This is a genomic window from Enemella evansiae, from assembly GCF_004362375.1.
Taxonomy (GTDB): Bacteria; Actinomycetota; Actinomycetes; order Propionibacteriales; family Propionibacteriaceae; genus Enemella; species Enemella evansiae.
The window spans coordinates 1-26294 of sequence record NZ_SNXA01000009.1 but is presented as its reverse complement, the minus strand read 5'-3'; the positions used below and the strand labels follow the sequence as shown (position 1 = coordinate 26294).

At 68.9% G+C, this 26294-nt stretch carries 21 protein-coding genes and 1 tRNA gene; 8 read left to right on the top strand and 14 right to left on the bottom strand.

What is annotated here, in order from left to right; translation table 11 throughout:
- Positions 1 to 12: 12 nt before the first annotated feature.
- Positions 13 to 1203, bottom strand: a complete 1191-nt coding sequence (gene rhaI / locus C8D81_RS08285) for an L-rhamnose isomerase (protein WP_094429843.1) — start codon at positions 1201 to 1203, stop codon at positions 13 to 15.
- Positions 1204 to 1336: 133 nt separating this feature from the next.
- Here rhaI and C8D81_RS08280 point away from each other — a divergent pair, with 133 nt between their 5' ends.
- Entirely contained in the window at positions 1337 to 2344 is a 1008-nt protein-coding gene (locus C8D81_RS08280; RefSeq protein ID WP_094401774.1) for a LacI family DNA-binding transcriptional regulator, read from the top strand.
- A 254-nt stretch (positions 2345 to 2598) separates the two neighbouring features.
- Entirely contained in the window at positions 2599 to 5805 is a 3207-nt protein-coding gene (ileS, locus tag C8D81_RS08275; protein ID WP_094429844.1) for an isoleucine--tRNA ligase, read from the top strand.
- A 19-nt stretch (positions 5806 to 5824) separates the two neighbouring features.
- Here ileS and C8D81_RS08270 read toward each other — a convergent pair whose 3' ends face one another.
- The 4 genes from C8D81_RS08270 to C8D81_RS08255 form a co-directional block, all read right to left on the bottom strand.
- Positions 5825 to 6343: a DUF1707 SHOCT-like domain-containing protein gene (locus C8D81_RS08270; protein ID WP_166646728.1), complete on the bottom strand. Its 519-nt coding sequence runs from the start codon at positions 6341 to 6343 to the stop codon at positions 5825 to 5827.
- Between the two features lie 148 nt (positions 6344 to 6491).
- Positions 6492 to 8558, bottom strand: coding sequence for a phosphate acetyltransferase (gene pta / locus C8D81_RS08265; RefSeq protein ID WP_098476913.1), 2067 nt, complete (start codon positions 8556 to 8558; stop codon positions 6492 to 6494).
- Positions 8555 to 9760: an acetate/propionate family kinase gene (locus tag C8D81_RS08260; RefSeq protein ID WP_094429847.1), complete on the bottom strand. Its 1206-nt coding sequence runs from the start codon at positions 9758 to 9760 to the stop codon at positions 8555 to 8557. The genes pta and C8D81_RS08260 overlap by 4 nt, the downstream gene beginning before the upstream one ends.
- Before the next feature lie 82 nt (positions 9761 to 9842).
- Positions 9843 to 10571, bottom strand: a complete 729-nt coding sequence (locus C8D81_RS08255) for a DUF1707 SHOCT-like domain-containing protein (protein WP_094401786.1) — start codon at positions 10569 to 10571, stop codon at positions 9843 to 9845.
- Between the two features lie 101 nt (positions 10572 to 10672).
- On the opposite strand from C8D81_RS08255, the gene C8D81_RS08250 reads away from it, so the two are divergent.
- Positions 10673 to 13561: a glycoside hydrolase family 2 TIM barrel-domain containing protein gene (locus C8D81_RS08250; protein ID WP_166646727.1), complete on the top strand. Its 2889-nt coding sequence runs from the start codon at positions 10673 to 10675 to the stop codon at positions 13559 to 13561.
- 67 nt (positions 13562 to 13628) lie between these two features.
- On the opposite strand, the gene C8D81_RS08245 is transcribed toward C8D81_RS08250, so the two are convergent.
- Positions 13629 to 14615, bottom strand: coding sequence for a Gfo/Idh/MocA family protein (locus C8D81_RS08245; protein WP_094356328.1), 987 nt, complete (start codon positions 14613 to 14615; stop codon positions 13629 to 13631).
- 134 nt (positions 14616 to 14749) lie between these two features.
- Between C8D81_RS08245 and C8D81_RS08240 the strand changes: the two genes are divergently transcribed.
- On the top strand, positions 14750 to 16036 hold the full coding sequence (locus tag C8D81_RS08240; RefSeq protein WP_094356327.1) for an aspartate kinase: 1287 nt from the start codon (positions 14750 to 14752) through the stop codon (positions 16034 to 16036).
- 9 nt (positions 16037 to 16045) lie between these two features.
- Here C8D81_RS08240 and C8D81_RS08235 read toward each other — a convergent pair whose 3' ends face one another.
- Genes C8D81_RS08235 through C8D81_RS08225 form a run of 3 tightly spaced genes read right to left on the bottom strand, consistent with a single transcriptional unit; the run spans position 16046 to position 18032 of the window.
- Positions 16046 to 17092: an amidohydrolase family protein gene (locus C8D81_RS08235; protein WP_229119451.1), complete on the bottom strand. Its 1047-nt coding sequence runs from the start codon at positions 17090 to 17092 to the stop codon at positions 16046 to 16048.
- Positions 17089 to 17613, bottom strand: coding sequence for a 3-hydroxyanthranilate 3,4-dioxygenase (locus tag C8D81_RS08230; RefSeq protein ID WP_229117683.1), 525 nt, complete (start codon positions 17611 to 17613; stop codon positions 17089 to 17091). The genes C8D81_RS08235 and C8D81_RS08230 overlap by 4 nt, the downstream gene beginning before the upstream one ends.
- Positions 17610 to 18032, bottom strand: a complete 423-nt coding sequence (locus C8D81_RS08225) for a RidA family protein (protein WP_094429851.1) — start codon at positions 18030 to 18032, stop codon at positions 17610 to 17612. Before C8D81_RS08225 ends, C8D81_RS08230 begins: the two co-directional genes overlap by 4 nt.
- A gap of 117 nt (positions 18033 to 18149) precedes the next feature.
- Between C8D81_RS08225 and C8D81_RS08220 the strand changes: the two genes are divergently transcribed.
- Together C8D81_RS08220 and C8D81_RS08215 are read left to right on the top strand one after the other, a co-directional pair.
- A complete protein-coding gene (locus tag C8D81_RS08220) occupies positions 18150 to 19082 on the top strand; it encodes a LysR substrate-binding domain-containing protein (RefSeq protein ID WP_133625894.1) in 933 nt (310 codons plus the stop codon).
- 9 nt (positions 19083 to 19091) lie between these two features.
- Positions 19092 to 19475: a hypothetical protein gene (locus tag C8D81_RS08215; RefSeq protein ID WP_133625893.1), complete on the top strand. Its 384-nt coding sequence runs from the start codon at positions 19092 to 19094 to the stop codon at positions 19473 to 19475.
- Positions 19476 to 19478: 3 nt separating this feature from the next.
- On the opposite strand, the gene C8D81_RS08210 is transcribed toward C8D81_RS08215, so the two are convergent.
- Both C8D81_RS08210 and C8D81_RS08205 read right to left on the bottom strand, forming a co-directional pair.
- Positions 19479 to 20114: a CoA transferase subunit B gene (locus C8D81_RS08210; protein WP_094356322.1), complete on the bottom strand. Its 636-nt coding sequence runs from the start codon at positions 20112 to 20114 to the stop codon at positions 19479 to 19481.
- A gap of 1 nt (position 20115) precedes the next feature.
- Positions 20116 to 20919, bottom strand: a complete 804-nt coding sequence (locus C8D81_RS08205) for a CoA transferase subunit A (protein WP_094356321.1) — start codon at positions 20917 to 20919, stop codon at positions 20116 to 20118.
- Positions 20920 to 21100: 181 nt separating this feature from the next.
- On the opposite strand from C8D81_RS08205, the gene C8D81_RS08200 reads away from it, so the two are divergent.
- Both C8D81_RS08200 and C8D81_RS08195 read left to right on the top strand, forming a co-directional pair.
- The gene (locus C8D81_RS08200; RefSeq protein ID WP_133625892.1) at positions 21101 to 22414 is read left to right on the top strand and encodes an LGFP repeat-containing protein; all 1314 of its coding nucleotides are present in this window, start codon (positions 21101 to 21103) and stop codon (positions 22412 to 22414) included.
- Positions 22415 to 22485: 71 nt separating this feature from the next.
- A tRNA-Pro gene (locus C8D81_RS08195) sits at positions 22486 to 22559 on the top strand.
- Positions 22560 to 22627: 68 nt separating this feature from the next.
- Here the strand turns inward: C8D81_RS08195 and C8D81_RS08190 are convergent.
- The 3 genes from C8D81_RS08190 to C8D81_RS08180 are packed head-to-tail and all read right to left on the bottom strand — an operon-like array spanning position 22628 to position 26029.
- Positions 22628 to 22921 carry a putative quinol monooxygenase gene (locus C8D81_RS08190; protein ID WP_133625891.1) on the bottom strand — a complete coding sequence of 98 codons (294 nt, stop codon included), beginning with the start codon at positions 22919 to 22921 and terminating at the stop codon, positions 22628 to 22630.
- Between the two features lie 52 nt (positions 22922 to 22973).
- Positions 22974 to 24383, bottom strand: coding sequence for a DUF2252 domain-containing protein (locus C8D81_RS08185; protein WP_133625890.1), 1410 nt, complete (start codon positions 24381 to 24383; stop codon positions 22974 to 22976).
- A 44-nt stretch (positions 24384 to 24427) separates the two neighbouring features.
- On the bottom strand, positions 24428 to 26029 hold the full coding sequence (locus C8D81_RS08180; protein WP_094429855.1) for a hypothetical protein: 1602 nt from the start codon (positions 26027 to 26029) through the stop codon (positions 24428 to 24430).
- Positions 26030 to 26294: the final 265 nt, after the last annotated feature.

Genomic DNA, 26294 nt, shown 5'->3' with positions numbered 1-26294 from the left:
AGGGGAGAGGCCTCAGGCGCCCCAGCCGGCGGGCGTACCGCCGACCCGGTCGGCCGCGATCCGGGCCAGATAGCCGGACTCGGCGAAGGTGCGCATCGGGTCGGCCGGCAGCCCGCGGTCCGTGCGCCACTCCGCCAGCAGGGCGCGGACGTCGGTGTTGTAGGCATCCATCAGTACGCCGTTCGCGGCCAGCACGTCGCCGGCGGCCTGCGCCTTGGTGAGGGCCTCCCGGTCCACCAGCAGCGCCTTGGCGGTGGCCTCCTGGACATTGAGCACCGAGCGGATCTGGCCGGGGATCTTGTCCTCGATGTTGTGGCACTCATCGAGCATGAAGTTGATTCCCGCGGCGGGGTCGAGGGCCCCGACGCGGACGATCTCGTGCATGATCCGGAACAGCTGGAACGGGTCGGCGGCGCCGGCCATCAGGTCGTCGTCGGCATAGAACCGGGAGTTGAAGTCGAAGGCGCCGAGCCGGCCGGCGCGGACCAGCTGCATCACGATGAACTCGATGTTGGTGCCCGGGGCGTGGTGCCCGGTGTCCAGCACCACCTTGGCGCGTTCACCGAGGGCGAGGCAGTGCAGCAGCGAGGTGCCCCAGTCCGGGATGTCGGTGGCATAGAAGGCCGGTTCGAAGAACTTGTACTCCAGGATCAACCGCTGCTCCGCACCGAGGCCGGCATAGATCTCGGCGAGGCCCTCGGCGAGCCGGTCCTGGCGGGCCCGCAGATCGTCCTGGCCCGGGTAGTTCAACCCGTCGGCCAGCCAGATCTTCAGGTCCCGTGATCCGGTCCGCCGCATCACCTCGATGCAGCGCAGGTGGTGATCGATCGCCTTGCGGCGTACCCCCGCCGACGGATTGCACAGCGAACCCAGCCGGTAGTCGTCGTCCTGGAAGACGTTGGAGTTGATCGCCCCGATCCGGACGCCGTGCTCGCTGGCGTGGGCCGCGAGGGCGTCGAAGTCATCGACCAGATCCCAGGGGATGTGCAGCGACACCCGGGGTGCGATCCCGGTGTGGGCGTGCACCTGGGCCGCGTCGGCGATCTTCTCGAAGGGGTCGCGCGGGGTGCCCGGGGTGCCGAAGACCTTGAACCGGGTGCCGGAATTGCCGAACGCCCAGGACGGCAGCTCGATGGTCTGGGCATCGAGTGCGGCGCGGGCCTCGCCGGGCAGATCGGCGAGGCGTGGTGCGGATTCGGTCATGGACGGCTCCTTCGGCGTCGTACGGTCCGCGGCGAGCGGTTCGGTTGCGGCGCGCGCAGACCGTGTCGCGGTTGGTATGAAACGATTCAATCAGGTTTGATGAACAACCGCAAGAGGGGTGCGGAGGAGGGTGATGGCCAGCGCGACGAAGGTGCGGATCGGTGATGTGGCGCGGGCCGCGGGCGTCTCGGTCGGCACGGTCTCCAATGTGCTGAACCGCCCGGAGATCGTCTCCACCGATACCCGGGACCGGGTGCACGCGGCGATCGCCGAACTCGGCTTCGTGCCCAATGCCTCCGCCCGGCAACTGCGCGAAGGGGCCTCGCGGACCGCCGGGGTGCTGGTGCTGGACATCGCCAACCCGTTCTTCACCGAGATGGCGCGGGGGATCGAGGACCGGCTCATCGAGGCCGGCCTGACCATGTCGCTCAGCTCCTCCGACGCCGATCCGGAACGGGAGCGCCGGGTGCTGGAACAGTTCGCCCAGCAGCGGCTGCGCGGGGTGCTGGTCACCCCCTCCCGCGGCACCCGGGACAACCTGGGCATCCTGCTGGAGCAGGGCACCCGGGTGGTGCTGCTGGACCACCGGCCCGCCGACTCGGATCTGGATGCGGTGGCCTCCGATGATGTCGCCGGCGGCCGGATCGCGCTGCAGCACCTGCTGGCACTGGGTCATCGACGGATCGGCTTCCTCAACGGCTCGCTGGACATCAAGCAGTGCCGCGACCGCCGCGAGGGTGCCCGGCAGGCGATCACCGAGCACGGCGGGGATCCGGACGAGGACCTGATCGAGATCGAGGTCGCCTCGATGGATGCCACCAATGGGCACGGTGCGATGGCCCAGCTGCTGGAGGACCACGGTGAGCTGACCGCGGTCTTCTGCATCAACGATCTGGTGGCACTGGGGGCGATGCGCGCCGCCCGGGAGGCCGAGGTCGCGGTGCCCGGTGAGCTGTCGGTGCTCGGTTATGACGATGTCTCCTTCGCCGGCGAGCTGGCGGTGCCGCTGACCTCGGTGCGCCAGCCGATGTACCAGATGGGCGCCGAGGCGGCCGGTCTGCTGCTCGACCCCGGTGCCGCCCGGCAGATCCTGTTCACCCCCGCGCTGGTGGTGCGCGCCTCCACCGCGCCGCCGCGCTGAGCGGTGGATGGTCTCCGGGTGGAGCAGTCTTGCGCCATCTGTCAAAATGGAGAGGTCGCAAGGCATTGATGGGGCCATCACCCCGGAGCTGCCGGAAGAACGGCTGAGGCGTACGCCTCGCTCACTAGACCCGGCCGCGGCGAGCAATCGAGTGGGCCGGACGCCGTGGGTGGCCGGCCAACGAGGGTGGTACCGCGGGCCGACGGCTCGTCCCTCTTCGCAGTGCAGGATCCACGAAGAGGACGCCCTTTCCGATGAGCAGTGAAACGACCACCGAGTCGGCCACCGAACGCACCGAGAGCTACCGCGCGGTGCCGCCGCAGATCGACCTGCCCCAGATGGAGCGCGAGATCCTCCAGCTCTGGAACGAGCAGGACACCTTCGAGGCATCCCTGGAGCAGACCGCCGACGGTGAGACCTGGACCTTCTACGAGGGCCCGCCGACCGCCAACGGGATGCCCGGCACCCACCACATCGAGGCCCGCGTCTTCAAGGACGTCTTCCCGCGGTTCCGCACCATGCAGGGCCGCCGGGTCGACCGCAAGGCCGGCTGGGACTGCCACGGCCTGCCGGTCGAACTCGCCGTCGAGAAGGAACTCGGCATCAACGGCAAGCCGGAGATCGAGGCCTTCGGCATCGAGGCGTTCAACGCCCGCTGCCGCGAGTCGGTGATGCGGCATGTCGACGCCTTCGCCGAGCTGACCACCCGGATGGGCTACTGGGTCAACCTCGACGAGGCCTACTGGACGATGGATTCGGACTATGTGCAGAGCGAATGGTGGGCGCTCAAGCAGATCTACGAGAAGGGCTGGCTGACCGAGGATCAGCGGGTCGCCCCCTACTGCCCGCGCTGCGGCACCACGCTCTCCGACCACGAGGTCGCGCAGGGTTACGAGGACACCGTCGACACCACGGTCTACGCCCGCTTCCCGCTCACCTCCGGCCCCTACGCCCCCGGGGGCACGCCCGGGCTGCCGGACGGCGCGGACCTGCTGATCTGGACCACCACGCCCTGGACGCTGGTCTCGAACGCGCTGATCGCGGTCGGCGCCGAGATCGAGTATGTGGTCGCCCGCTCCGACGGCGAGCGGCCGGTCGTGGTCGCCGCGGAATCGGTCGAGTTCGCCCTCGGTGAGGGCTGGGAGGCCGGTGAGCGGTTCACCGGAGCCGAGATGGTCGGCTGGGACTACCAGCGCCCGATCGAGGTGATGGAGCAGCCGGGCCGGGCCTGGTTCGTGGTCACCGAGGACTATGTGACCACCGGCGAGGGCACCGGGCTGGTGCACCAGTCGGCGGCCTTCGGCGAGGACGACTTCCTGTCCACCAAGCGGAACGGCGTCGCCTTCGTCAACCCGATCGGCCCGGACGGACGCTTCCTGCCCGGCAACGGGTTCGTCTCCGAGCTGTTCTTCAAGGACGCCGATCCGGTGATCATCGACCACCTGCGCGAGCAGGGCACGCTGTTCCGGACCCTGAAGCACGAGCACCCCTATCCGCACTGCTGGCGCTGCCACACGCCGCTGATGTACTACGCGCAGCCCTCCTGGTACATCCGGACCACGGAGTTCAAGGATGCGATGCTGCGGGAGAACGAGAACACCAACTGGTATCCCGAGACCATCAAGTGGGGCCGCTACGGCGACTGGCTGAAGAACAACGTCGACTGGGCGTTGTCGCGGACCCGCTACTGGGGCACCCCGCTGCCGATCTGGCGCAACGACGCCGACCCCAGCAAGGTGGTCGCCGTCGGCAGCCTCGAGGAGCTGGGATCCCTTGCCGGCAAGGATCTCTCCGATCTCGACCCGCACCGTCCGTTCATCGACGAGGTCACCTTCACCCTCGACGGTGAGCCGGGCACCTACCGCCGCGTGCCGGAGGTGATCGACGCCTGGTTCGACTCCGGGTCGATGCCGTTCGCGCAGTGGGGTTATCCGTGGAAGGAGGGCTCGGCGGAGGTCTTCGAGAAGCATTTCCCGGCCGACTTCATCTGCGAGGCCACCGACCAGACCCGCGGCTGGTTCTATTCGCAGATGGCGGTGAACACCGCCGTCTTCGATCAGAACGACTACCGCAACGTGCTCTGCCTCGGCCACATCCTGGCCGAGGACGGCCGCAAGATGTCCAAGCATCTGGGCAACATCCTGGAACCGATCCCGCTGATGGACGACCACGGCGCGGACGCGGTGCGCTGGTTCATGGCCTGCTCCGGGTCACCGTGGATGGCCCGCCGGGTCGGCAACGCCTCGATCACCGAGACCGTGCGGAAGGTGCTGCTCACCTACTGGAACAGCGTCGCTTTCCATGCGTTGTACGCCCGGACCAACGGCTGGGCGCCGGCCGGTGAGGCCCCACCCGTCGCCGAGCGGCACGTGCTGGATCGCTGGCTCACCTCCCGGACCAACCGGCTGGTGCAGGAGGTCACCGCGGCACTGGAGAACTTCGACACCCAGCGCACCGGTTCCCTGATCCAGGACTTCATCGACGAACTGTCCAACTGGTACGTCCGGCGCTCCCGGCGGCGGTTCTGGGACGGCGACCCGGCGGCGCTCTGGACGCTGCACGAGACCCTGCACGTGCTCACCCGGTTGATGGCCCCGCTCACCCCGTTCATCACCGAACGGGTCTGGCAGGATCTCTTCGTCAGCAGCGATCCCGAGGGCCCGCGCTCGGTGCACCTGGCGAGTTGGCCGGTGGCCGACGAGTCACTGGTCGACGAGCAGCTGGAGCGATCGATGGCGCTCACCGAGCGGCTGGTCGAGCTCGGCCGCGCGGCCCGGGCCGAGGCACGGGTCAAGGTGCGTCAGCCGCTGGCACGGATCCTGGTGCCCTCTGCGGCGTACGACTCGCTGACTCCGGAACTGCGCAGCGAGATCGCCGCCGAGCTCAACGTGGTCGCGGTCGAGCCGTTCGGCTCCGCCGGGGACCTGGTCGACTACACCGTCAAGGGCAACTTCCGCTCGCTCGGCAAGCGGTTCGGCAAGCAGACCCCCGTGGTGGCGAACGCCATCGCCGCCGGTGATGCCGCAGCGCTCGCGGAATCCCTGCGTACCCGGGGATCCGCGACGATCGAGGTGCCCGAGGTCGGTGCCGAACCGGTCGAACTGGCGGTCGACGACGTGATCGTCTCCGAACGCCCCCGCGAGGGCTGGTCGGTGGTCAACGACCAGGGCGAGACGGTGGCCCTGGATCTCGAGGTCAGCGACGAGCTGCGGCTCGCCGGCCTGGCCCGGGAGGCGATCCGGTTGATCCAGGAGACCCGCAAGAACAGCGGTTTCGAGGTGTCCGACCGGATCGCGCTGGACTGGGCCGCCGAGGGTGAGCTCGCCGAGGCGGTGGAACGGCACGCCGACCTGATCGCCGACGAGGTGCTGGCCGGCTCGGTACGCCGCGGCGACGGGCAGGGCGAGGGCTGGGTCAGCGACGCCGACCTGGGTCTGGCGGTTCGGGTGGTACGCCGCTGAGGCGGCGTATCACCCCGGTTCAGCCGCGCTTCGCGGAGGCTCGGCGCCTGCTGCGGATCTTCCGGACGGCGAACACCCCGGCGACCACCAGGGCCACCAGGCCGATGATCCCGAGCACCACCCAGAAGACCGGCTGGCCACCCTGCTGGGCGACCTGATCGGCGGCCGGGCCACGACCCCGGCCGTGATGCCCGTACCGGCCGGGATGGTGCGCCGCCAGCGGCGCGATCATCGCCATCAGGGTGAAGGCCGCCAGCGTGGCGGTACCGATCCACCAGGCGATCGGCGGGATCGGGCTCTGCGGGACCAGCGGGCGCTGCACCGGGGCCGGGGCCATCCCCTGCCCCGGTCGGCGGCCCGGCAGATCACGGAAGAGGGCGCCCAGATCGGATTCATGGGTCGCCTGCAGGGCCTGCTGCACGCGTTCGTCGAACTCGTCGGCGTCCAGTCGGCCGGCACTCAAATGCTCCTGCAGCAGTTGGGTGGCGTCGTCGCGTTCGGCGTCCCCGATGCGCAGATCTCGTGGATCGGATGTCATGCGGGAGAGTAAACGTCGCCAATTTGTGAGGACCCTGTGAATGGGGTGTGTCGTCCGGCTCGCGCGCGGCGCGCCATCCGAACTCCTGGGGCCGATCACACAGTTCTCGGCGCAGGCAGTGTGCATAACCCCTGACAAGTTCGGAGGGTCAGGAGCCGGCGGCGGCCGCCTGGATCGCGGTCAGGGCGATGGTGTATTCGATGTCCTCGACCAGGGCGCCGCGGGAGAGATCGTTGACCGGTTTGGCGATGCCCTGCAGCATCGGCCCGACGCTGATCACCGAGGCGCTGCGCTGGACCGCCTTGTAGGTGGTGTTACCGGTGTTCAGATCGGGGAAGATGAACACCGTCGCCCGACCGGCGACCGGGGAATCCGGTGCCTTGGAGCGGGCCACCGAGGCGGTCGTCGCCGCGTCGTACTGCAGCGGGCCGTCGACCAGCAGATCCGGGCGCCGCTGGCGTACCAGCTCGGTCGCCCGGGCCACCTTCTGCACATCCGCACCGGCCCCGGAGGTCCCGGTGGAGAAGGAGATCATCGCCACCCGCGGCTCGATCCCGAAGGCCTTCGCCGAATCCGCCGACTGGATCGCGATATCGGCCAGCTGCTCGGCATCCGGATCGGGATTGATCGCACAGTCACCGTAGACGACGATCTCATCGGGCAAGCCCATGAAGAACACTGAGGAGACCAGGCTGGCATCCGGGCTGGTACCGAGGATCTGCAGCGCCGGGCGGACCGTGTTCGCGGTGGTGTGCACCGCCCCGGAGACCAACCCGTCGACCTCACCCAGATAGAGCATCATGGTGCCCAGCACCACGGTGTCGGCCAGCGAGTCCCGGGCCATCTGCGGCGACATGCCCTTGTGCCTGCGGCGTTCCACCAGGGCATCGACATAGCGGTCGGCCACCTCGGCGGGGTCGATGATCTCGATGTCGTCGGGCACCTCGAGCCCGAGCTGCATCGCGACCGCCTCCACCTCCGGGCGCGGCGCCAGCAGCACGCACTGCGCGATCTTCTTGCGCTGACAGGAAAAGGCGGCCTGCACGGTCCGCGGTTCGGCACCCTCGGGCAGCACGATCCGCTTGCCGGCCTGCTGCGCCAGCAGGGTCAGCTGGCGACGGAACGCCGCCGGGCTGAGCCGGCGCCGGGTGGACTCGGCGGGCAGGCTCGCCAGCCACTGCTCGGAGAACGCCTCGCCGAAGCGTTCGGTGACCAGCCGGGTGCGGGTCTCATCGTCGGCGGGGATCTCGGTGTCCATCCGGATCACCTTGTCCACCGTGTCGAAGGTGCCCTCGCGGGACAGCAGAATCGGCAGGCCGGAATCCAGTGCCGGTTGGGCGAGCGCCATCAGGCTCGGGTCCGGCGGGACACCCTTGGTGTGCAGCACCGCGGCCAACCGGGTACCGCTCATGGTCGCCAGTGCGGAAGCCATCACCGCATCGTGCCGGTCACCGGGGAAGACGCAGAGCCGGCCCTCCTTCAGCTCGGGCACCGCACCGGGGATCGCCTGGGCGATGATCGTGGTACGCCGGATCCGGCGCTCCTGATCGCCGGCGTTCAGCACCTCCAGGTCGAGCTGGCGGACCAGATCCGCGACCCGCGGCCAGTAGAGGTCCGGCGACTCGGTGACCACCCCCACGACCGGCGGCCCGCTGCGCCCGACGAGGCGCCGGTACGCCTCCGCGTCCGCGTCGGCCGGCAACCGGCAGAGCAGGATCCCGCAGACCCGGCTCGATTCACCGACCGCATAGGAGCCCGCCGCCCCCGACACCAGCGTGGCCAGCTGCTCCGGGGAATGGTCCCGGACCGCGCCGACGAGCAGGATCTCCGCGTCCAGCGCCTGCGCCAGGTCGTGGTTGACCCGACCGGAATAGGTGAGCTCCGCGCTCGGCAGCAGACCCTCGACGACCACCAGATCGTGGCGGGCGAGCACCTCCTCGCCGACGGTCAGCGCGCGCTCCATCAGGTCGTCGTCCTCGGCGCGGGCGATGAACCCCTCGGCCTCGCTCACCCCGATCGGCTCCGGTGCCTGCAACGGGCTGATCAGGCGGACCAGCCGATGCGCGTGGTCGGGCCGGCCGCCGCGGTTCTGCGCGACCGGCTTCAGATAGCCGACATCGACCCCCCGGGCGTCCAGGGCGTGCACCAGGCCGAGACAGGTGGCGGTCAGTTCGGCACCGTGGTTGATCGGCACCACCAGGATCCGGCGGCTCATCGATCTGCCTCCGTGGTGAGCTGGTGGGCGTCCCGGGCGATCACCAGTTCCTCATCGGTCGGTATGACCAGGGCGGTGACCGGGGAGTCCTCGGTGGTGATCACACCCGGTTCGCCGCGCAGTGCGTCATTGGCGCCGGCATCCAGGCGCAGCCCGAGGAATCCCAACCGCTGCAGCACTTCCGCACGGATCTGGGTGTCGTTCTCGCCGATGCCGCCGGTGAACACCAGCACATCCACCCCCTCGGTCGCGACCGCCAGCGCGGCGACGTATTTGGCGAGCCGATAGCCGAACACCTCCAACGCCAGCCGGGCGTCGGGATCGCCGTCGTCGGCGGCGGCTCGGATCTCGCGCATGTCGTTGCTCACCCCGGAGAGGCCGAGCAGCCCGCTGCGCTTGTTCAGATCGAGGGTGATCTGTTCCAGCTCGGCACCGGTCCGATCCTGGACATAACCCGGTACGCCGGGATCGACGTCCCCGGAGCGGGTGCCCATCACCACACCCTCCAGCGGGGTCAGTCCCATCGAGGTGTCCACGCTGACGCCGTCACGGATCGCGGTCAGCGAGCAGCCGTTGCCCAGGTGGGCGGTGATCATCCGGAGCTCGGCCAGCGGCCGGTCGAGGAACTCGGCGGCGCGCTGCGAGACGTAGCGGTGGCTGGTTCCGTGGAATCCGTACCGGCGTACGCCCAGGTCGCTGTACCACTCCGGCGGCACCGCATAGCGATAGGCGTGCGCCGGCATCGTCTGGTGGAAGGCGGTGTCGAACACCCCGACCTGCGGCACCTCCGGCAGCACCTGCTGGGCGGCCTCGACGCCGGCGATGTTGGCCGGATTGTGCAGCGGGGCGAGCGGGATGCAGTCCCGCACCGCGGCCAGGGTCTCCTCATCCAGCACCACCGAGGAGTGGAACCGCTCCCCGCCGTGCACCAACCGGTGCCCGACCGCGGCGATGTGATGGCCCTGCTCGTCGAGCCAGTCACCGAGCCCCGACAGCACCCGGCTCAGCACCGCCTGATGATCACCGTCGCCCAGGTCGGTCAGTTCGCGTTCGCCGTCCGGCAGTCGGATCGTCGCGCTCGCCCGGGGCGTACCGACCCGTTCGGCGATGCCGCTGAGGAGCTCCTGCTCGCGTTCGGGATCGTAGAGGGCGAACTTCACCGATGAGCTGCCGCTGTTGAGCACAAGAACCGTTGCGGACACCTGGCCACCTTTCCGGCCCCTGGTGGAACCGCAATCGCTGGTGGTCCGGAAGGGCCTGTGGCGAGCGTATCGCGGGAGGTGCTCAGCCGCCGAGTTCGCGTTGCATCGTACGGACCACCTGGGTGGCCTCGGGGATCCCGGCGCCGGTGAACTCCTGGTAGAGCCGGATCGCCTCGTGCTTGTTGCCGTAGGTCAGCGCGCCCTCGATCTGCAACCGCTGCTCATTGGTCAGCGGCCGCGATCCATGGGTCGGATAGTAGGTCTCCCGCACCGTGTGGGTGATCCGCATCGAATAGGGCGCCTGCTCCTGCCGGGGCTGGTACTGCTGACCCATCCGCGGTCGGATCAGGAATGGCCAGACCACCCACAGCCAGATGATCACCATCGGCACCAGCGGGCCGAGCCGGCCACCGCTCATCCCGGACACGAAGATCGCGACCAGCAGCAGCCACCACTGGGCGAACCAGGGGCGTTCGGGTTTCGGCGGCGCGAAGCCGGCACCGGGGCCGTACGCCGGGTGGTCGACCGGGGCGGGATAGCCACCGGGGGTCTGCGGGTACTCGGCGAAACCACGGCCCGGCGGATCCTGCGGTGCCCGCGACGCGCCGGCCGCCTCACCCGGTCGCCGGCCCGGCAGATCGGTGAACAGGTCCCGCAGTTCCTGCTGGGTCTTGGCGCTCAGCGCCTTGGAGATCCGCTCATCGAACTCCTCGTGGCTCAACCGGCCGGCGGTCAGGTGCTCCTGCAGCAACGACACAGCATCGTCACGATCCGCATCGCCGGCTCGCATCGAAAACTGCTCGTCGCTCATTCCTCCAGCCTAGTCGGCGCATGGCTACCGCAGGCGTGTGGCAGGGTGGATGGCGGCCAGCGACAATCCCGCAGCGGTGCGTGGACACAGGAAGAGAGAGCATGACTGACTTCGGCTATGTCGAGGACTTCACCGCGTCGCAGGGGGTGCTGCCGCCACGGGCCCGGCTCGACACCTCGGCGCCGAGCCTGGACCTGGACGGGGACTGGCGGTTCCGCTGGTCACCGAGCCTGGCCGCGACCACCGAGGGGTTCGAGTCCGTCGACTTCGACGATTCCGACTGGCGCACCCTGCCGGTGCCGTCCTGCTGGCAGCTCACCGACATCGCCGAGCGCACCCCGGACCAGGACCCCCTCGGCTGGGACCTGCCGGCGTACACCAATGTGCTCTATCCGTTCCCGATCGACGTGCCGCACGTTCCCGATGCGAACCCGACCGGGGAGTACCGCCGGGATTTCACGCCACCACAGGGATTCGGGGACGACCAGGACCGGGTGCTGCTGCGCTTCGACGGGGTCGACTCCAGCTTCGCCTGCTATCTGAACGGACAACTCGTCGGCACCGCGACCGGCTCCCGGCTAGTGCACGAGTTCGACGTCACCGACCTGCTGGTACCGGGCCGCAACGTGCTCGCGGTCCGGGTGCACAAGTGGTCGGCCGCCTCCTATCTGGAGGACCAGGACATGTGGTGGCTCTCGGGCATCTTCCGTTCGGTGAGCCTGCTCACCCGCCCCGCCGGTGGCATCGACGACGTCTTCGTGCACGCCGACTGGGCCGACGGGGTCGGCACCCTGCGGGTCGAGGTGAGCGGCGGGCCGGCGACGGTACGCCTGCCCGAGCTGGATCTGGAGCTGGCACCGGGGGAGACCCGGGAGCTGCCCGGCATCGAACCGTGGTCGGCGGAGTCACCGCGTCGCTACCTGCTCGAGGTGGTCGGCGAGCGCGAGACCGTGCGGCAGTGGATCGGCTTCCGCAGCATCGCCATCCGCGACGGGGTGCTGTACGCCAACGACCGGCCGCTGATCTTCCGTGGCGTCAACCGGCACGAATGGCATCCCGAGACCGGGCGTACGCTCGATCGGGCGACGATGCTGGCCGATGTGCTGCTGATGAAGCGCCACAACATCAACGCCGTGCGCACCTCGCACTATCCGCCGCATCCGGACTTTCTGGATCTCTGCGACGAATACGGGCTGTGGGTGATCGACGAATGCGACCTGGAGACCCACGGTTTCGAGGTGATCGGCTGGCAGGGCACGCCGGCCACCGACGAACGCTTCTTCCCGGCGTTGCTGGAACGGATGCAGCGCACCGTGGAGCGTGACAAGAACCATCCCTGCATCGCGCTCTGGTCCCTCGGCAACGAATCGCACACCGGACCCGGGATCGCCGCGATGGCTGCCTGGACGAAGGAACGCGACCCCTCACGGCCGGTGCACTACGAGGGTGACTACGAGTGCGAATACGTCGACATCTATTCGCGGATGTATTCCTCACTGAGCGAGATCGATGCGATCGGGCAGCGGCTCGCCGAGCACGACGGCTACCAGACCGGGGTGGTGCCGCCGCGTTACACCGAACGCAGCCGCAGCCTGCCGTTCATGCTCTGCGAATACGTGCACGCGATGGGCAACGGGCCGGGGGAGCTGCGCGAGCACCAGGAGCTGATCGAACGGCACGACCGGATCGCCGGCGGGTTCGTCTGGGAGTGGCTCGATCACGGCATCACACCGGCGCAGGGGCGGCGGAGTTTCCGCTATGGCGGGGATTTCGGCGAGGAACTGCACGACGACAACTTCGTCATCGACGGGCTGGTGCTTCCCGATCGCACTCCGTCCCCGGGCCTGATCGAGCTGAAGAAGGTGTTCGAACCGATCCGGATCACCATCGGTGCCGACGTGGTGGAGGTCGAGAATCTCCACCGGCACGGCGATTGCACCGATCTCCGGTTCGCCTGGACGCTGGTCGACGGTTCCGGTGACGAGCTCGAGTCCGGGGAGCTCGGCGTGCCGCCGGTGGCCACCGGGGAGCGGGTGACGGTGCCGCTGCCCACCACCGGGGCGGGTGTGCTCACGGTGTCGGCGACACTGGCCGAGGCGCGGAACTGGGCCGAGACCGGCCACGAGATCACCTTCGGCCAGGCGGATCGGCGCGAACCGGGTACGCCGGACGCGGGAGCGGGACGACCCGCGCCGGAGGTGGCGAGCTTCGACGGGCGCGGCCGCCTCACCGAGCTGTTCGGCGTCGCCGTCGAGGGCCCGGTGCTGGATCTCTACCGGGCACCGATCGACAACGACCGGCGGGGCAGTCATGCCGCCGACGCCGCCACCGCCTGGGAGCGGATCGGGTTGCACCGACTGCACCATCGGCTGGTCTCGGCGGCCGACACCGCCACCGGGCTGGAGTTCGTCACCCAGGATGGTCCGGCCGCGACGAACGCCGGGTACCGCACCAGCTGGCGCTGGACCGCCGTGCCGGGCGGGGTACGCCTGGACGTGACCGGTGAGGTCGTCGGCGACCTCGGGGCGACCCTGCCGCGGATCGGCCTTCGGTTCGGCGTACCGGCCGAATGGGATCGGCTGACCTGGTTCGGCTGCGGCCCGGGGGAGGCCTATGTCGACTCGCACGAGTCGCAGCGACTGGGTCGCTGGACCGCCGGGATCGACGAGCTGCAGACGCCGTATGTCTTCCCGCAGGAGAACGGCAACCGCGCCGAGGTGAGCTGGTGTCTGGTCGGCGGCGGTGAGGCCGGGCACGGGCTGCGGATCGAGTCCGACACCCCGATCAACGTGTCGCTGCGCCCGTGGACCGCCGAGCAGCTGGCCGCCGCGACCCACGTCGATGACCTGGTGGCCGGGGACCGGCACTGGCTGAATCTCGACCTCGCCCAGCACGCCCTCGGTTCCGCCGCCTGCGGCGCCCCGCCCAGCCGCGAACACTGGCTCACCCCGCGGGATTTCAGCCTGGGCCTCACCTTCCGCCCTCTCTGACGCGATCCCACGCCGACCATTGCTCCGCGTCGCTGCGCATGGTCGGCCACTCGATGAGCGTGGGGTGTCAGACCTCGACGGTGCCTTCTTCGTACTGGACGCCGAGCTGGTCGGTGACCTGGCCGAGCATCCGCTGGACGGCGAGGGTGTCATCGAGCGGCATCACCGGGCTCTCGGTCAACCCCTGGGCCAGGTATTCATCGACCGCGTTGAACTCGTGGGCGTACCCGCGCCCGCTCGCCGGCAGCTCGAGCTCATAGGCATCACCCTGGCGCGGGGTCACCCGCAGCCGGGTGGGGTGGTGGAAGCGCGGCATCAGCTCGATCGAACCGTCGCTGCCCATCACCACCGCGCGGCCCGGGGACGCCACGTCGAACCCGGCGGTGACCACGCCGACGCGCCCGTCCGCGTGACCGAGCAGCGCGCCGAAGCTCATGTCCACCCCGTTGGGCGCCAACTCGCCGTGCGCGGTGACCTTGTCCGGCGTACCCAGGAACTGCTGGGCGATCGAGAGCACATAGACACCCAGATCCAGGGCCGCCCCGCCACCGAGCTTCGGGTCGAAGAGCCGGTCGCTCGGGTCGTACGCCCGGTAGGCACCCAGGTCGGCCTGCACCTGGCGCACCTCACCGATGGCGCCGTCGGCGATCAGCTCCCGCGCCTTCACCGTCGCCGGCTGGAACCGGGTCCACATCGCCTCCATGCAGAACACCCCGGCCTGCCGCGCGGCGTCGACCACCTGCTCCGCACCGGCGACGGTCGCGGTGAACGCCTTCTCCACCAGGACGGCCTTTCCGGCGGCGATGGCGGCCAGGGCCAGATCACGGTGCTGCGGATGCGGCGTACCCAGATAGATCGCATCCACCTCGGGATCGTCGATCAGCTGGCGATAGGTCAGCCCGCGGGCGCCGCCGTGCCGGGCACCGAACTCGGCCGCCCGGTCGGCGTCCCGGGAGCCGATCGCGACCAGTTCACCATCGCTCACATGGGCGAAGTCCTCGGCCACCACATCGGCGATCCGTCCGGTCCCGGCGATACCCCAGCGCGTAGTCATGGGCTCAGCCTAGAGGCACCGCGCCGGCGCCCGTGGACGAGTCTGGTGCCCTCCCGCACGGCCGGTATTGTGGCCGCTGCATCGGCGGACCCCGTTCGCGGGCCGCGACCAGGTGAGGCAGCGAGGAGAATGAGTTGACCCGGGTAGTGCAGAAGTTCGGCGGCTCGTCGGTCGCCGACGCCGACAGCATCAAGCGCGTCGCCAAGCGGGTCCTGGCCACCAAGCAGTCGGGCAAGGACGTCTGCGTGGTGATCTCGGCGATGGGGGACACCACCGACGAGCTGATGGACCTGGCACTGCAGGTCTCGCCGATCCCCAAGCCGCGCGAGTTGGACATGCTGCTGACCACCGGTGAGCGGCAGAGTGCCGCGCTGCTGGCGATGGCGCTCGCCGATCTGGGTGTCGAGGCCCGCTCCTACACCGGTTCCCAGGCCGGGGTGATCACCACCGGCAAGCACGGTGATGCCCGGATCATCGACATCACCCCCGGCCGGGTGACCACCGCTCTCGATGAGGGCTCGATCGTGATCGTCGCCGGCTTCCAGGGCGTCGCCCAGGACACCAAGGACATCACCACCCTCGGCCGCGGCGCCTCCGACACCACCGCGGTCGCGCTGGCCGCCGCCGTCGGCGCCGACTACTGCGAGATCTACACCGACGTGGACGGCATCTTCACCGCCGACCCGCGGATCGTCTCGGCCGCCAGCCAGGTGCCCGAGATCAGTTACGAGGAAATGATGGAGATGGCGGCCAGCGGCGCCAAGGTGCTGCACCTGCGCTGCGTCGAGTACGCCCGCCGGGAGAACGTGCAGGTGCATGTGCGTTCCTCCTTCTCCGACCGCCCCGGCACCTGGGTCAAGGACCTCAAGGACATCGCCACGACCGACAAGGATGGAAACCCGATGGAACAGGCCATTATCTCCGGTGTCGCGCACGACCGCGGCGAGGCCAAGATCACCATCGTCGGGGTGCCCGACAAGGTCGGTGAGGCCGCCCGGATCTTCGACGCGATCGCCGCCTCCGGCATCAACATCGACATGATCGTGCAGAACCAGTCGCGGGTCTCCACCTCGCGCACCGACATCTCCTTCACCCTGCCCAAGACCGAGGGCCGGAACGCGATGCAGAAGCTGAACGAGATCCAGCCCGAGGTCGGTTTCGAGGAGCTGCTCTTCGACGACCAGATCGGCAAGGTGTCGATCGTGGGCGTCGGGATGAAGTCGCACCCCGGGGTCACCGCGCGGTTCTTCCGGGCGCTGGCCGATGCCGAGGTCAACCTGGACATGATCTCCACCTCCGAGATCCGGATCTCGGTGGTCGTCGACGCCGAGGCGGTGGATCGCGCGGTCCGTGCCGCGCACACCGCGTTCGGGCTGGACGCCGAGGGTGAGGCCGTCGTCTACGCCGGCACCGGCCGCTGACGGGTACGCCTAGGCGAGACCGAGATAGCGGCGCGCGTTGCCGCCACGGATCGCCGCCGCCTGCTCGGCGGTGAGCCAATCGGCGGCCTCGGCGTCCTCGACGACCTGGCCGACCGGCTCCTCGCCGAGCGGATAGGGGTGGTCCGAGCCGAGCAGCACGTGGTCGGCGCCGAGGGTGTCCACCAGCAGCCGCAGCGCCCGCTGGTCGAAGACCACCGAATCCACCAGGATCCGGTCCAGATAGTGTGACGGCGGTTTTTCGCTGCCCCGGTTGACATTCGGGGAGCGCTGCCAGGCGTTCTCCACCCGGCCGAGCCAGAACGCGAACGACCCACCGCCGTGGGCGAAGGCGATCCGCAGCCGGTCATCGATCCGGTCGAAGGCGCCGCTGAGGATCAGCGACAGGATCGACAGATGGGTCTCTGCCGGCATCCCGGTCAGCCATTGCAGCATGTAGCGGTTCAGCCGCGGCGAGTTCGGCATGTCCCACGGGTGCACGAAAACCGGTGCACCGACCTCGGCGCAGTGCTGCAGGAAGGTGACGATGCCCGCGTCGTCGAGATCGCGGTCGCCGACATGGTTGCCGATCTCGACACCGCGGTGACCGTTCGCCAGGCAGCGGTCCAGCTCCGCACACGCCAGGTCGGCATCCTGCAGCGGCACCTGGCAGAAGGTGCTGAACGCCTCGCCGGTGTCGGCGAACATCTCCCGACCCAGATCGTTGAACACCCGGGCCACCCGCATCGCCTGTTCCGGCGGGCGGTCGTAGCCGAAGAACACCGGGGTCGGTGACACCACCTGGTGGGTGACCCCGCTGCGCGCCATGTCGGACAGGCGGACCTCGGGGGACCAGCAGTTGTCACCGATCCGCCGGAACTCGGTCGAGCCGACCATGATCATCGCCTCCCGCTCGGTGAGCGGTTTCAGCCATGGCCAGTCCGCCCCACCACCGGCGACCTCGGCCAGCTCCGGCCAACCGTGCGGGACGTGATGGGAATGGGCGTCGACCTTGTCCAGGATCGGATTCGTCAACGGTGGCTGGGATTCCTGGCTCACGCGCCGCGCCCCGGATGGACCGCACCGCAGTTGGCACAGTGTCGCAGTTCCTCGTCGGCATAGAACTTCTCGAAGGCCGGCGGCAGGTCGGCGACGATGTCACGCACCTGCAACTCCACCTCATGGAGCTGGTGGTTGCACTCGGGGCAGTACCAGCGGAAGGACTCGAGGACACCCTCGGGGCGGATCCGTTCCACCACGATGCCGATCGACCCGGCCTCGGGGCGCTGCGGCGAATGCGGCACATTGCCCGGCAGCAGCCACATGTCACCCTCGTTGATGACGACCCGCTCGGCCCCGTTCTCGGTCTGGATGTTGACGTGCATCGAGCCGCGGTACTGGTAGAACCACTCCTCGTAGGGGTCGACATGGAAGTCGGTGCGCTGGTTGGGGCCACCGACGACCTGGATGATGAAGTCGGCGGTCTGCTCATACATCTGCTTGTTGTTCACCGGTGGCCGGAGCTGGTCCTGATGCTCGGCGATCCAACGTTCGAAGTTGAAGACGGTCGGGATGCTCACGATTGCTCCTCCGGGATGCTTGCGATGGCCTGGATCTCGATCAGCAGATGGGGATGGGGGAGTTGGTGCACCGCGACCGTGGTGCGCGCCGGCCCGGTCTCCTCGAAGTGCTGGGCGTACACCTCGTTGTAGCCACCGAAGTCGTTCATGTTCACCAGGAAGGTGGTGATCTGCACGATGTCGGACAGCCCGGCACCGACCTCGGCCAGGATGTCGGCGAGATTGCCGATCACCGCCTCGGTCTGGGCGCGGATGTCCAGGTTCGTGGTGCCCAGCTCGTCGACCTCGACCCCGGCGAAGGTGTTGTCCGGGCGACGGCTGCTGGTGCCGGAGACGAATGCGAACCCGCCGGAGACCTTCACATGCGGGAAGCGGCCGCGCGGTTTCGCCTTGCCCGGCACGGTTCTGGCGTCGGTCATGGTCCTCCTTGCTCGGCTGCTCTGGTTTGATTGTGCCCCCGGGGGCGATACCCAGCCAGTAGGATTTCGCGCAGGGGCTATGCCTCTCCGGGCATAGGTGTACGCGGAGGGGGCGGGATGAGCACGCGAGGATTCGACAGCCGGCTGAAGCTGCGGCACCTGACACTGGTCACGGCCGTGGCGGAGCACGGCAGCCTGGTCCGGGCCGCCGAGGAGCTCTACATCAGCCAGCCGGTGGTCACCCGGGCGATCCAGGAACTCGAGGAGATCCTGGGCGTACCTCTGTTCGAGCGGCACCCGCGGGGGATGACGGTCACCGACTACGGTGCGGCGTTCGTCCGGCACGCGCAGTCGGTGCTGGCGGAGCTGCGCAGCGCGCAGACCCACCTCGAGCAGCTCGGGCGCGCCGATCTGGGCACGGTCACCGTCGGCACCTATCTGGCGGCGGCGCATCTGCTGCTGCCGTTGGCGATCGACCGGCTGAAGAGTCGGCATCCGGGACTGCGGGTGGTGGTCCGCGAGGACACCGTGGGGATGCTGCGTTCGGCCCTGGCGGCGGGTGGACTGGACCTGATCACCGGGCGGGCGGCACAACAGGACGATCCCCGTTTCTCCTTCCATGGCGTGTATCGCGAGCCGATGGCGCTCACGGTCGGTACCGGGCATCCGCTCGCCTCGGCCGCGCCGCCGGAGCTGCCCGAGCTGCTGGGCCAGCCGTGGCTGCTGCCGGTCGCCGAGACCACCCTGCGCACCGAGGTGGAGCAGTTCTTCACCCGGCACGGCTGCGTGCTGCCGGCGAATGTGGTGGAGTGCAACACCTTCCTGACCATCCGGCGGCTGCTGGGCACCGGGCGGTACCTCGGGATCCTGCCGCGGTCGCTGGTCCGCGACGACCCGGCCCTGACCACACTCGACCTGCCGCTGGATGAGGTCGGCTGGTCGGTCGGGGTCACCGTCCTCCGCGGCACCGCGCGGACCCCCGCCGCCGATGCCATGCTCACCGCCCTCATCGACGCGGGCCGCGAGATCGCTGACACCGTCGCCGACTAGCGTTGCCGCATGGGATCAATCTCGGTCGCGCAGATCGGCCTCATCGTGTCCGTGATGTCCATCGCGTTCACCCTGGCGACGCTTGCGGTGCTGATCTTCGCGATCGTCAAGACCGGTGGCGCCGTGCGGGTGCTGGTCGTGGTGGCCGGTGTGCTGATGTTGCTGGCCCGGGCGAGCTTCCCCGCGGTGACGGCCCTCGCCTCCGACTCCGCCGACCGGGTCCTGATCGTCCTCGTGCCGCAGATCGTCGCGAGCGTGCTCGGACTGGCCAGCACGGTCTGCCTGGTGCTGGCGGTCGTGAAGGCCTGGGGTGGACGCCAGGGCGCGCAATCGACCCACCCGCCGGGTCCGCCCGGGGCGTACCTGCAACAGACCCAGCAACCGCCGCGCTGACCCTCAGAGCTTGCTGATCAGCTCCGGTTCGGTCTTGTCGCGGATCTCCTGCTCGGTGACGTCCGGGGCGAGTTCGATCAGTTCCAGGCCGTTCTCGGTGACATCGATGACGCCGAGGTCGGAGATGATCCGCTGCACCACACCCTTGCCGGTGTAGGGCAGCGAGCACTCGTTGACCACCTTGTAGGAGCCGTCCTTGGCGACGTGCTCCATCAGCACGATCACCTTCTTGGCGCCGTGCACCAGATCCATCGCCCCGCCGGGGCCCTTGACCATCTTGCCGGGGATCATCCAGTTGGCGATGTCACCGTTCTTCGACACCTGCATCGCGCCGAGGATCGCGGCGTCGATCTTGCCGCCACGGATCATCCCGAAGCTGAGCGCGGAATCGAAGAGCGAGGCGCCCTTGCGCAGCGTCACGGTCTCCTTGCCGGCATTGATCAGGTCGGGATCCTCATCACCCTCATAGGGGTACGCCCCCGTGCCGAGGATGCCGTTCTCGGACTGCAGCACCAGTTCCACATCGTCGGCGACATAGTTCGGCACCATCGTCGGCAGCCCGATGCCGAGGTTCACATAGGAGCCGTCCTCCAGCTCCTGCGCGGCGCGGGCGGCCATCTGCTCACGGGTCCAGGGCATCTCAGGCCTCCTTGCTCTGCGCGTCCGCCGACTCCGGGCGGGGACGTACGGTGGTCTTCTCGATCCGCTTGTCGGCGGCCTGTTCCGGGGTCAGCGGAACCACCTTGTGCACATAGACACCCGGCAGATGCACCTCGGCGGGATCGATCTCGCCCGGTTCGACGAGCTCCTCCACCTCGGCGATCGTCACCTTGCCGGCCATCGCGCACACCGGGTTGAAGTTCTGCGCGGCCTCGCGGAACACCAGGTTCCCGTGCCGGTCGCCCTTCCAGGCGCGGACCAGGCCGAAGTCGGAGACGATGGCGTGCTCGAGCACGAACTCCTTGTCGCCATCGAGGGTCTCGAAGACCCGGGTTTCCTTCGGTGGCGAGGATTTCACGACATTGCCATCGGCGTCGTAGCGCCACGGCAGGCCACCATCGGCCACCTGGGTGCCCACACCGGTGACGGTGTAGAAGGCGGGGATCCCGCTGCCGCCGGCCCGCATCCGCTCCGCCAGCGTGCCCTGCGGGGTCAGCTCCACCTCGAGCTCCCCGGAGAGGTACTGCCGCGCGAACTCCTTGTTCTCACCGACATAGGAGGCGATGATGCGGTTGATCCGCTTGTCACCCAGCAGGATGCCCAGCCCCCAGTCATCGACCCCGCAGTTGTTCGACACCACTTCGAGATCGGTCGTGCCCGCATCGTGCAGCGCCTTGATCAGCACCATCGGAATGCCGCACAACCCGAAGCCACCGACGGTCAGCCGGGACCCGTCCTGGATCTCCGCCACCGCCTCGGCGGCCGAACGGACCACCTTGTCCATGCCATCTCCCTCATCGTTGCCAGAACCCGATTGGGCGCTCCCGGGCAGCCTAACGCGCCGCGCCGGTGGCTGCAGGGTGGCCCGATCGGGCGTACCCCAACCCTCAGCCGGCGGCTGAGAGTTTCTAGGCCCCCCGCGCGCACCCGTCCTACGCTGCCGAACGGTGAGGAGAGGAGTGATCGTGCGCCGACGGTTCGCGATGGTGCTCGGGCTCGGCGTGGCCGTGCTCGCGCTGCTCGCGCCCTCGGCGTCCGCGGCCCCGAACGCGCCCACCCCGATCACCGAGCGCTGGCAGCAGCTCGGCGGGACGAACTCCTATCTCGGCAGCCCGGTCGGCGCGGAGACCGATGGGCCGGTGCCCGGCAGCCGGATCCAGCGCTTCGCCGGTGGCACCATCTACTACGCCCCACCGGCCGCCCGGGTCCTGGTGGGCGCGATCGAGCGGCGGTTCAGCACCCTGAGCGCGGCCGAGCAGACCCGGCTCGGCGCCCCGGTCGGTGACGAGCAGGACGGCTCGCGTCCGGGCAGCCGGCAGAGCCGGTTCACCGGTGGTGCCATCTACTGGTCCGCCGAGACCGGTGCGCAGGTGGTCTTCGGGGAGATCGACGGCCGGTACGCCGGGGATCCGGCCGTGCGGGAGGCGCTCGGGCTGCCGGTCGGCAACGAGACCGACGGTCACCTCGGTGCCCGGCGGACCGCATTCCAGAACGGCCAGATCTACTGGACACCGGAGCTCGGCGCGTACGCCGTGCAGGGTGTGATCGCCGAGCGCTACCGCCAGGTCGGGGCCGGCCTGGGTCTGCCGACCAGCGACGAGGAGGACGGCCGGCTGCCGGGCAGCCGGGTGAGCAGCTTCAGCAACGGGGTCATCCTCTGGTCGCCGGCCACCGGTGCCCAGGCGGTGCAGGGTGCGATCGCGGCCCGCTACCGGGCAGTGGGTGCGGAGGTGTCCGAGTTGGGGCTGCCGGTCGGCGGTGAGTACGCCGTGCCCGGTGGGCGGGCCAGCGACTTCCAGTACGGCCGGATCGGTTATGACGCGGCGAGCGGTGCGACCCGGATCGAGATGACCGGGCGCCCGGAATCCTCGCCGCTGTGGACCGAGTGCCGGTTCACCCTGGACGGGGTCGATGTGGTCTGGCCGGCGAACAACCGCAGCCTCACCGTGGTCAGCGGCACCGGCGCCGCCGCCTCGCTGAAGCTCTATCTGCGCACCAACTCGACCTGCGGATTCGACCAGGTCGTCGCGGCCGATGCGTGGGAGAGCGGGCTGGCCGCGGGCAGCTATCCGCTCGCCGAGGCGTACCCACTGGGGACGAATCCCTATCTCGCCGGTGCCGACCCGCGGATCGCGATCGCGCTCGACCAGGGTGCGCGCGCGGCCGCAGTGCAGGCCGACGACGGCACCGCCCGCGCCGGGATCACGATCGATGATGAGCAGCTGCGGACCGTCGCGCGCGAGGTCCGCCCCTACGACACCATCACCATCGCCCGCTGATTCCGGTTTGTGGCCCGAACCTCGGTGGGTCTATCATTCATCGGGTGCCCGGAGCCGACGGTTCGGGGCATCGGGGTGTGGCGCAGCTTGGTAGCGCGCTTCGTTCGGGACGAAGAGGTCGCAGGTTCAAATCCTGTCACCCCGACAACGCGAAGGCCCTGGTCCGGAGAGGTTTCCGACCAGGGCCTTCTGTCATGTCTGCGGTGGGCGGGGTCACTCGACCGGGTCGAGGAAGGTCAGCACCGAGTGGTCCTCAACGATCAGGTCGTTGAGGGCGGCGTTGAACACCGCGCCATAGGGGGCGGCGATGTGGGTCTCGAAGGCGTCGTCATCGCGATAGACCTCATAGACGAAGAACTTGTCCCGGTCCTCGCTGAGCCGATGGGCATCGAAGATCAGATTGCCCTCCTCGGCCCGCACATCCCTGGCCAACCCCGCCAGCAGTTCGGCGACCCGGTCGGCATTGCCGGGGGTCGCGGTGAACTCGGCGTACAGCACCTTGGTCATGTCATTCCTCTCCTTGGCTCGGATCCGCGTTCGCCGCTGACAGGCTCCAGCATCACACGCCGGTCTCGGCGGGAAGGCTGCCGTCGGCGATGGCCGCGGTGAACTTCTCATAGTCCTCGAGATTCCGGGCCGCGTACGCGTCGGCGAAGGCGACCATCGCCTTGTCGAAGGCCTTGTCCTCACCCAGATAGGCCGCGATCTCGTAGCGGTCACCGCCGCGGGCATGGGCGTACGCCAGCGCCGTCCCGCAGAACTCGGCGTACATCGCCATCTCCTGCGGTGTCAGCGCCTCGACGACGACCGAGCCCTTGCCGTCGCGCAGCTGGCGCACGTAGTAGTCGCGGGTCGTCCCATCGACGCCCTCGGTGCGTTGCCAGCCCAGGAAGATGTCGCTGGTGCGCTGCATCAGGGTCTGTCCGTCGACGACCCGTTCCCCGTGATGCTGGTACGCCGGGCCGGGCAGATAGCGCTGCAGCACCGAGGTGGTCGCCTGCTTGAGCTGCAGGATCAGCGGGTCGTCCTGCGCCGCCCCGTGCATCAGCGCGATCCAGGCATCCATCCCGACGCTGCCCACCCCGACGACCTTGCGGGCGATGTCGCTGACCTCGAACTCGTTGAGCAGGTGGCGGTGCGCGAAGCTGAGCGTGCTGCGGTACCGGTCGAACGCCTGGCGCACGTTCTGGAAGCCGTTGGCGATCAGCTCGGGGGAGGCGAGCTGGTGGATCGGGACGATCAGCGGCGGCTCGTCGGTGAACCGGCGGATCCCGTCGACCTCGTGGGTCAGCTTGCCCCAGGCCTGCACGTTGTTGCGGTGCCGGGCCTTCTGCAGCGCCTTGCGGGTCTTCTTCGTCGCCGAGGTGTCCAGCTCCGCGCCGACCGCCTCGACCATGTCGGTGGCCTTCACCCCGGAATACCAGACCGCCAGGGTGTGCTTGTCGGCCTGCTCGCGGATCACCGCACGGTAGCGCTTCGCCATCGCGCGGACCGCGCGCCGCGCCTCCTTCCTGGTGAAACCGTTCTCGCGGCCGGCGACCATGATGCTGGCGGCCAGCCGTTTCACGTCCCACTCGAACGGGCCGGGGTATGCCTCATCGAAGTCGTTCAGGTCGAACGCGAGTTCCCGCTCGGGGGTGGCGTACAACCCGAAGTTGCTCAGGTGGGCGTCCCCGCAGAGCCAGACGGTGATCCCGGAGTTCGGGGTACGCGAGAGGTCGTCGGCCATCGGCAGCGCGGCGCCGCGAAAGAAGGTGAACGGGGTCGCGGCCATCCGGCCGTAGCGGATCGGTACCAGCTCGGCGATCCGGTCGGCGGACTGGTCGGCCAGCAGGTCGACCGGGTCGGTACGCCCGGCGTACCCCGCCAGCTCACCGAGACTCGCCGGCGGGATGCGTTCGCGGGCGTCCAACCCGGCCTCGATCTGCTCTTCGCGGGTGCGCACGGTGTGCCGGGTGGGGCTGCTCATGCGCCATCTTGGCATACCGGCCTGCTCGATGGGCGTGTGAAAACCTAGCCCTGGTTGGGAATCAGGGCAGGTTGGGAATCCGGCGGAGCCGGCTTCTTCGCCCTCTTCTGTTTGGCTGCGTTGGCCTGGTCGCGGGCCGCCTGGCGTAGGTCGCGGAGGCGTTGGGCTTTGCGGGCGCGGCGGAGTCGCTCGCGTTCGCGAGCTTCGTCGGCGGCTTGTTCGGCTTCGGCCTGTTCCTTCTCCAACTGGGTCTGGCCGTTGCCGAGGGTGTCGCGGAGGAGTTGCTCGGTCCGGGACAGGGAGGCGGCCGGGTCGTTGATCAGGTGGTCGGGTGGTGGGTGGTCCCAGGTGCCGTGGGGCGTGAGCCAGGCTTCCTGCCCGGCGGGAGTTTTCCAGTGGAACACCCCTGAGGAGAGTTGTTCGATGAGGAAGCCGCCGTGGGTGACCGCGCGGTGCGGGGTTCGGGTCAGCGGTCCCAGATTGCTCGAGCTGGTCGGTCCGTCGGGTGCGGGGATGGTGTGGTCCAGGTCGATCCCGCGGCCGAACGCGGAGCGATTGGAGTGCGGGAAGCGGACGTAGCGGTCCCGCAGCTTCACCCGCTGCGCCAACTCGTCGCTGGGTCGGTAGGTGTTGACCATCACCGGGGCGGCCAGGTCGATGACCGGCCGCACTTTCACGGTGCCGGAGCAGTGCTCCAGCAGTTCTTTCAGATGCTGGAGGGTGACGGGCCCGAGTGCTTCGCCTTCACCACCACGGCCGTTGGCCAGGTCTCGGGAGTTCATGTGCAGGATCAGCCCGGCGCCGTGCCGGCACCTCTCGCTTGTCGTTGTGACGACTTCGCCGTTGCTGTTGACCACATCCCCTTGCGGGGTGACGATCGCACCGTCGAGCAACGACGGCTGGAGCAACTGTCGGGCCCGGTCGGGATGCGCGAGGTGGCCGAGGGCTTCGGCGCGGAGCTCGTCACGGCCGGCGGTGGAGCCGCCGGCTTTCAAGACATCGGCCAGGCGGTCGAGGGTGCCGTTGAGCTGGTGCGCATCACAAGCGTCCATCGATGCGAACAGGTTCGTGATCCCTGCTATCGAGGACGACTGGAACTCGACGCGGCGTTGCTTCTTGGCGGCCTGGCGTTCGGCTTCTTTGTCGTCGTTGAGAATCAACGCGACCTGGGCCTCGGTCGTCGCCACCGCTCGTTTCGGGGTGAGGTTGACCAGCCGGAGTGACCAGAGGGAGTCGAATTCGCGGGCCTGGGTGAAGTTCAAGTGCAGGGCGGCGCGGGAGATGTCGCGGGCGACCCAGACGGGGATGTCGCAGTCGAGGGTGGCTTGCCACAGGATCGGGTGCCGGTGGCGGAGGTTGAGCACGTCGGCGGTCCAGACCTGCGCGGTCTCGGGTGAACACTCGAGGGAGAGCGCGAGTTCGAGGTGGAAGAACTCGGTGATGCCGGGGGTGCCGTCGGCGCCGGGGAAGACGAGTTGTTCACCGTGGAGCACGCGGGTGGTGAGTTCGTCGGTGTGGGTGTTGAGGCCGGAGTAGGTGTCGCAGGCGGCGGCGATCGCGACCAGGCGGTGTGCTTCGGCCTGGGCGATGGTGTCGCTTTCGGCGCGGATCGCGGCGAACACTTGGGCTCGTTCGTTGGTGGTCATCTTTGGTCACCTCCTCTCATCTGCTGCATCCAACAATAGTCACTGTGTTTGATTCAGTCAAGAGGGTTTGGAGAAGTTCTTGGGCGAGTCTGTGGGCTTGGCTTCGACTCCCTCGTTCCTCGGTCGCTCAGCCGGCGCAGGGGCGTGCCTGGTTCATCTCGACACGGTCGCTGCGCGACCTAGTCCGAGAATGGACTCAGCCACGCGCGGTGGAGCGTCCGGCGGCGTGACTCGTCGGTGGGAGTGGTTGTAGGGGTTGTGGTCA

Coding starts and splice junctions, on each gene's coding strand:
- rhaI (WP_094429843.1), bottom strand. CDS start 1,203: ATGACCGAATCCGCACCACGCCTCGCCGATCTGCCCGGCGAGGCCCGC.
- C8D81_RS08280 (WP_094401774.1), top strand. CDS start 1,337: ATGGCCAGCGCGACGAAGGTGCGGATCGGTGATGTGGCGCGGGCCGCG.
- ileS (WP_094429844.1), top strand. CDS start 2,599: ATGAGCAGTGAAACGACCACCGAGTCGGCCACCGAACGCACCGAGAGC.
- C8D81_RS08270 (WP_166646728.1), bottom strand. CDS start 6,343: ATGACATCCGATCCACGAGATCTGCGCATCGGGGACGCCGAACGCGAC.
- pta (WP_098476913.1), bottom strand. CDS start 8,558: ATGAGCCGCCGGATCCTGGTGGTGCCGATCAACCACGGTGCCGAACTG.
- C8D81_RS08255 (WP_094401786.1), bottom strand. CDS start 10,571: ATGAGCGACGAGCAGTTTTCGATGCGAGCCGGCGATGCGGATCGTGAC.
- C8D81_RS08250 (WP_166646727.1), top strand. CDS start 10,673: ATGACTGACTTCGGCTATGTCGAGGACTTCACCGCGTCGCAGGGGGTG.
- C8D81_RS08245 (WP_094356328.1), bottom strand. CDS start 14,615: ATGACTACGCGCTGGGGTATCGCCGGGACCGGACGGATCGCCGATGTG.
- C8D81_RS08225 (WP_094429851.1), bottom strand. CDS start 18,032: ATGACCGACGCCAGAACCGTGCCGGGCAAGGCGAAACCGCGCGGCCGC.
- C8D81_RS08220 (WP_133625894.1), top strand. CDS start 18,150: ATGAGCACGCGAGGATTCGACAGCCGGCTGAAGCTGCGGCACCTGACA.
- C8D81_RS08215 (WP_133625893.1), top strand. CDS start 19,092: ATGGGATCAATCTCGGTCGCGCAGATCGGCCTCATCGTGTCCGTGATG.
- C8D81_RS08210 (WP_094356322.1), bottom strand. CDS start 20,114: ATGCCCTGGACCCGTGAGCAGATGGCCGCCCGCGCCGCGCAGGAGCTG.
- C8D81_RS08205 (WP_094356321.1), bottom strand. CDS start 20,919: ATGGACAAGGTGGTCCGTTCGGCCGCCGAGGCGGTGGCGGAGATCCAG.
- C8D81_RS08190 (WP_133625891.1), bottom strand. CDS start 22,921: ATGACCAAGGTGCTGTACGCCGAGTTCACCGCGACCCCCGGCAATGCC.
- C8D81_RS08185 (WP_133625890.1), bottom strand. CDS start 24,383: ATGAGCAGCCCCACCCGGCACACCGTGCGCACCCGCGAAGAGCAGATC.
- C8D81_RS08180 (WP_094429855.1), bottom strand. CDS start 26,029: ATGACCACCAACGAACGAGCCCAAGTGTTCGCCGCGATCCGCGCCGAA.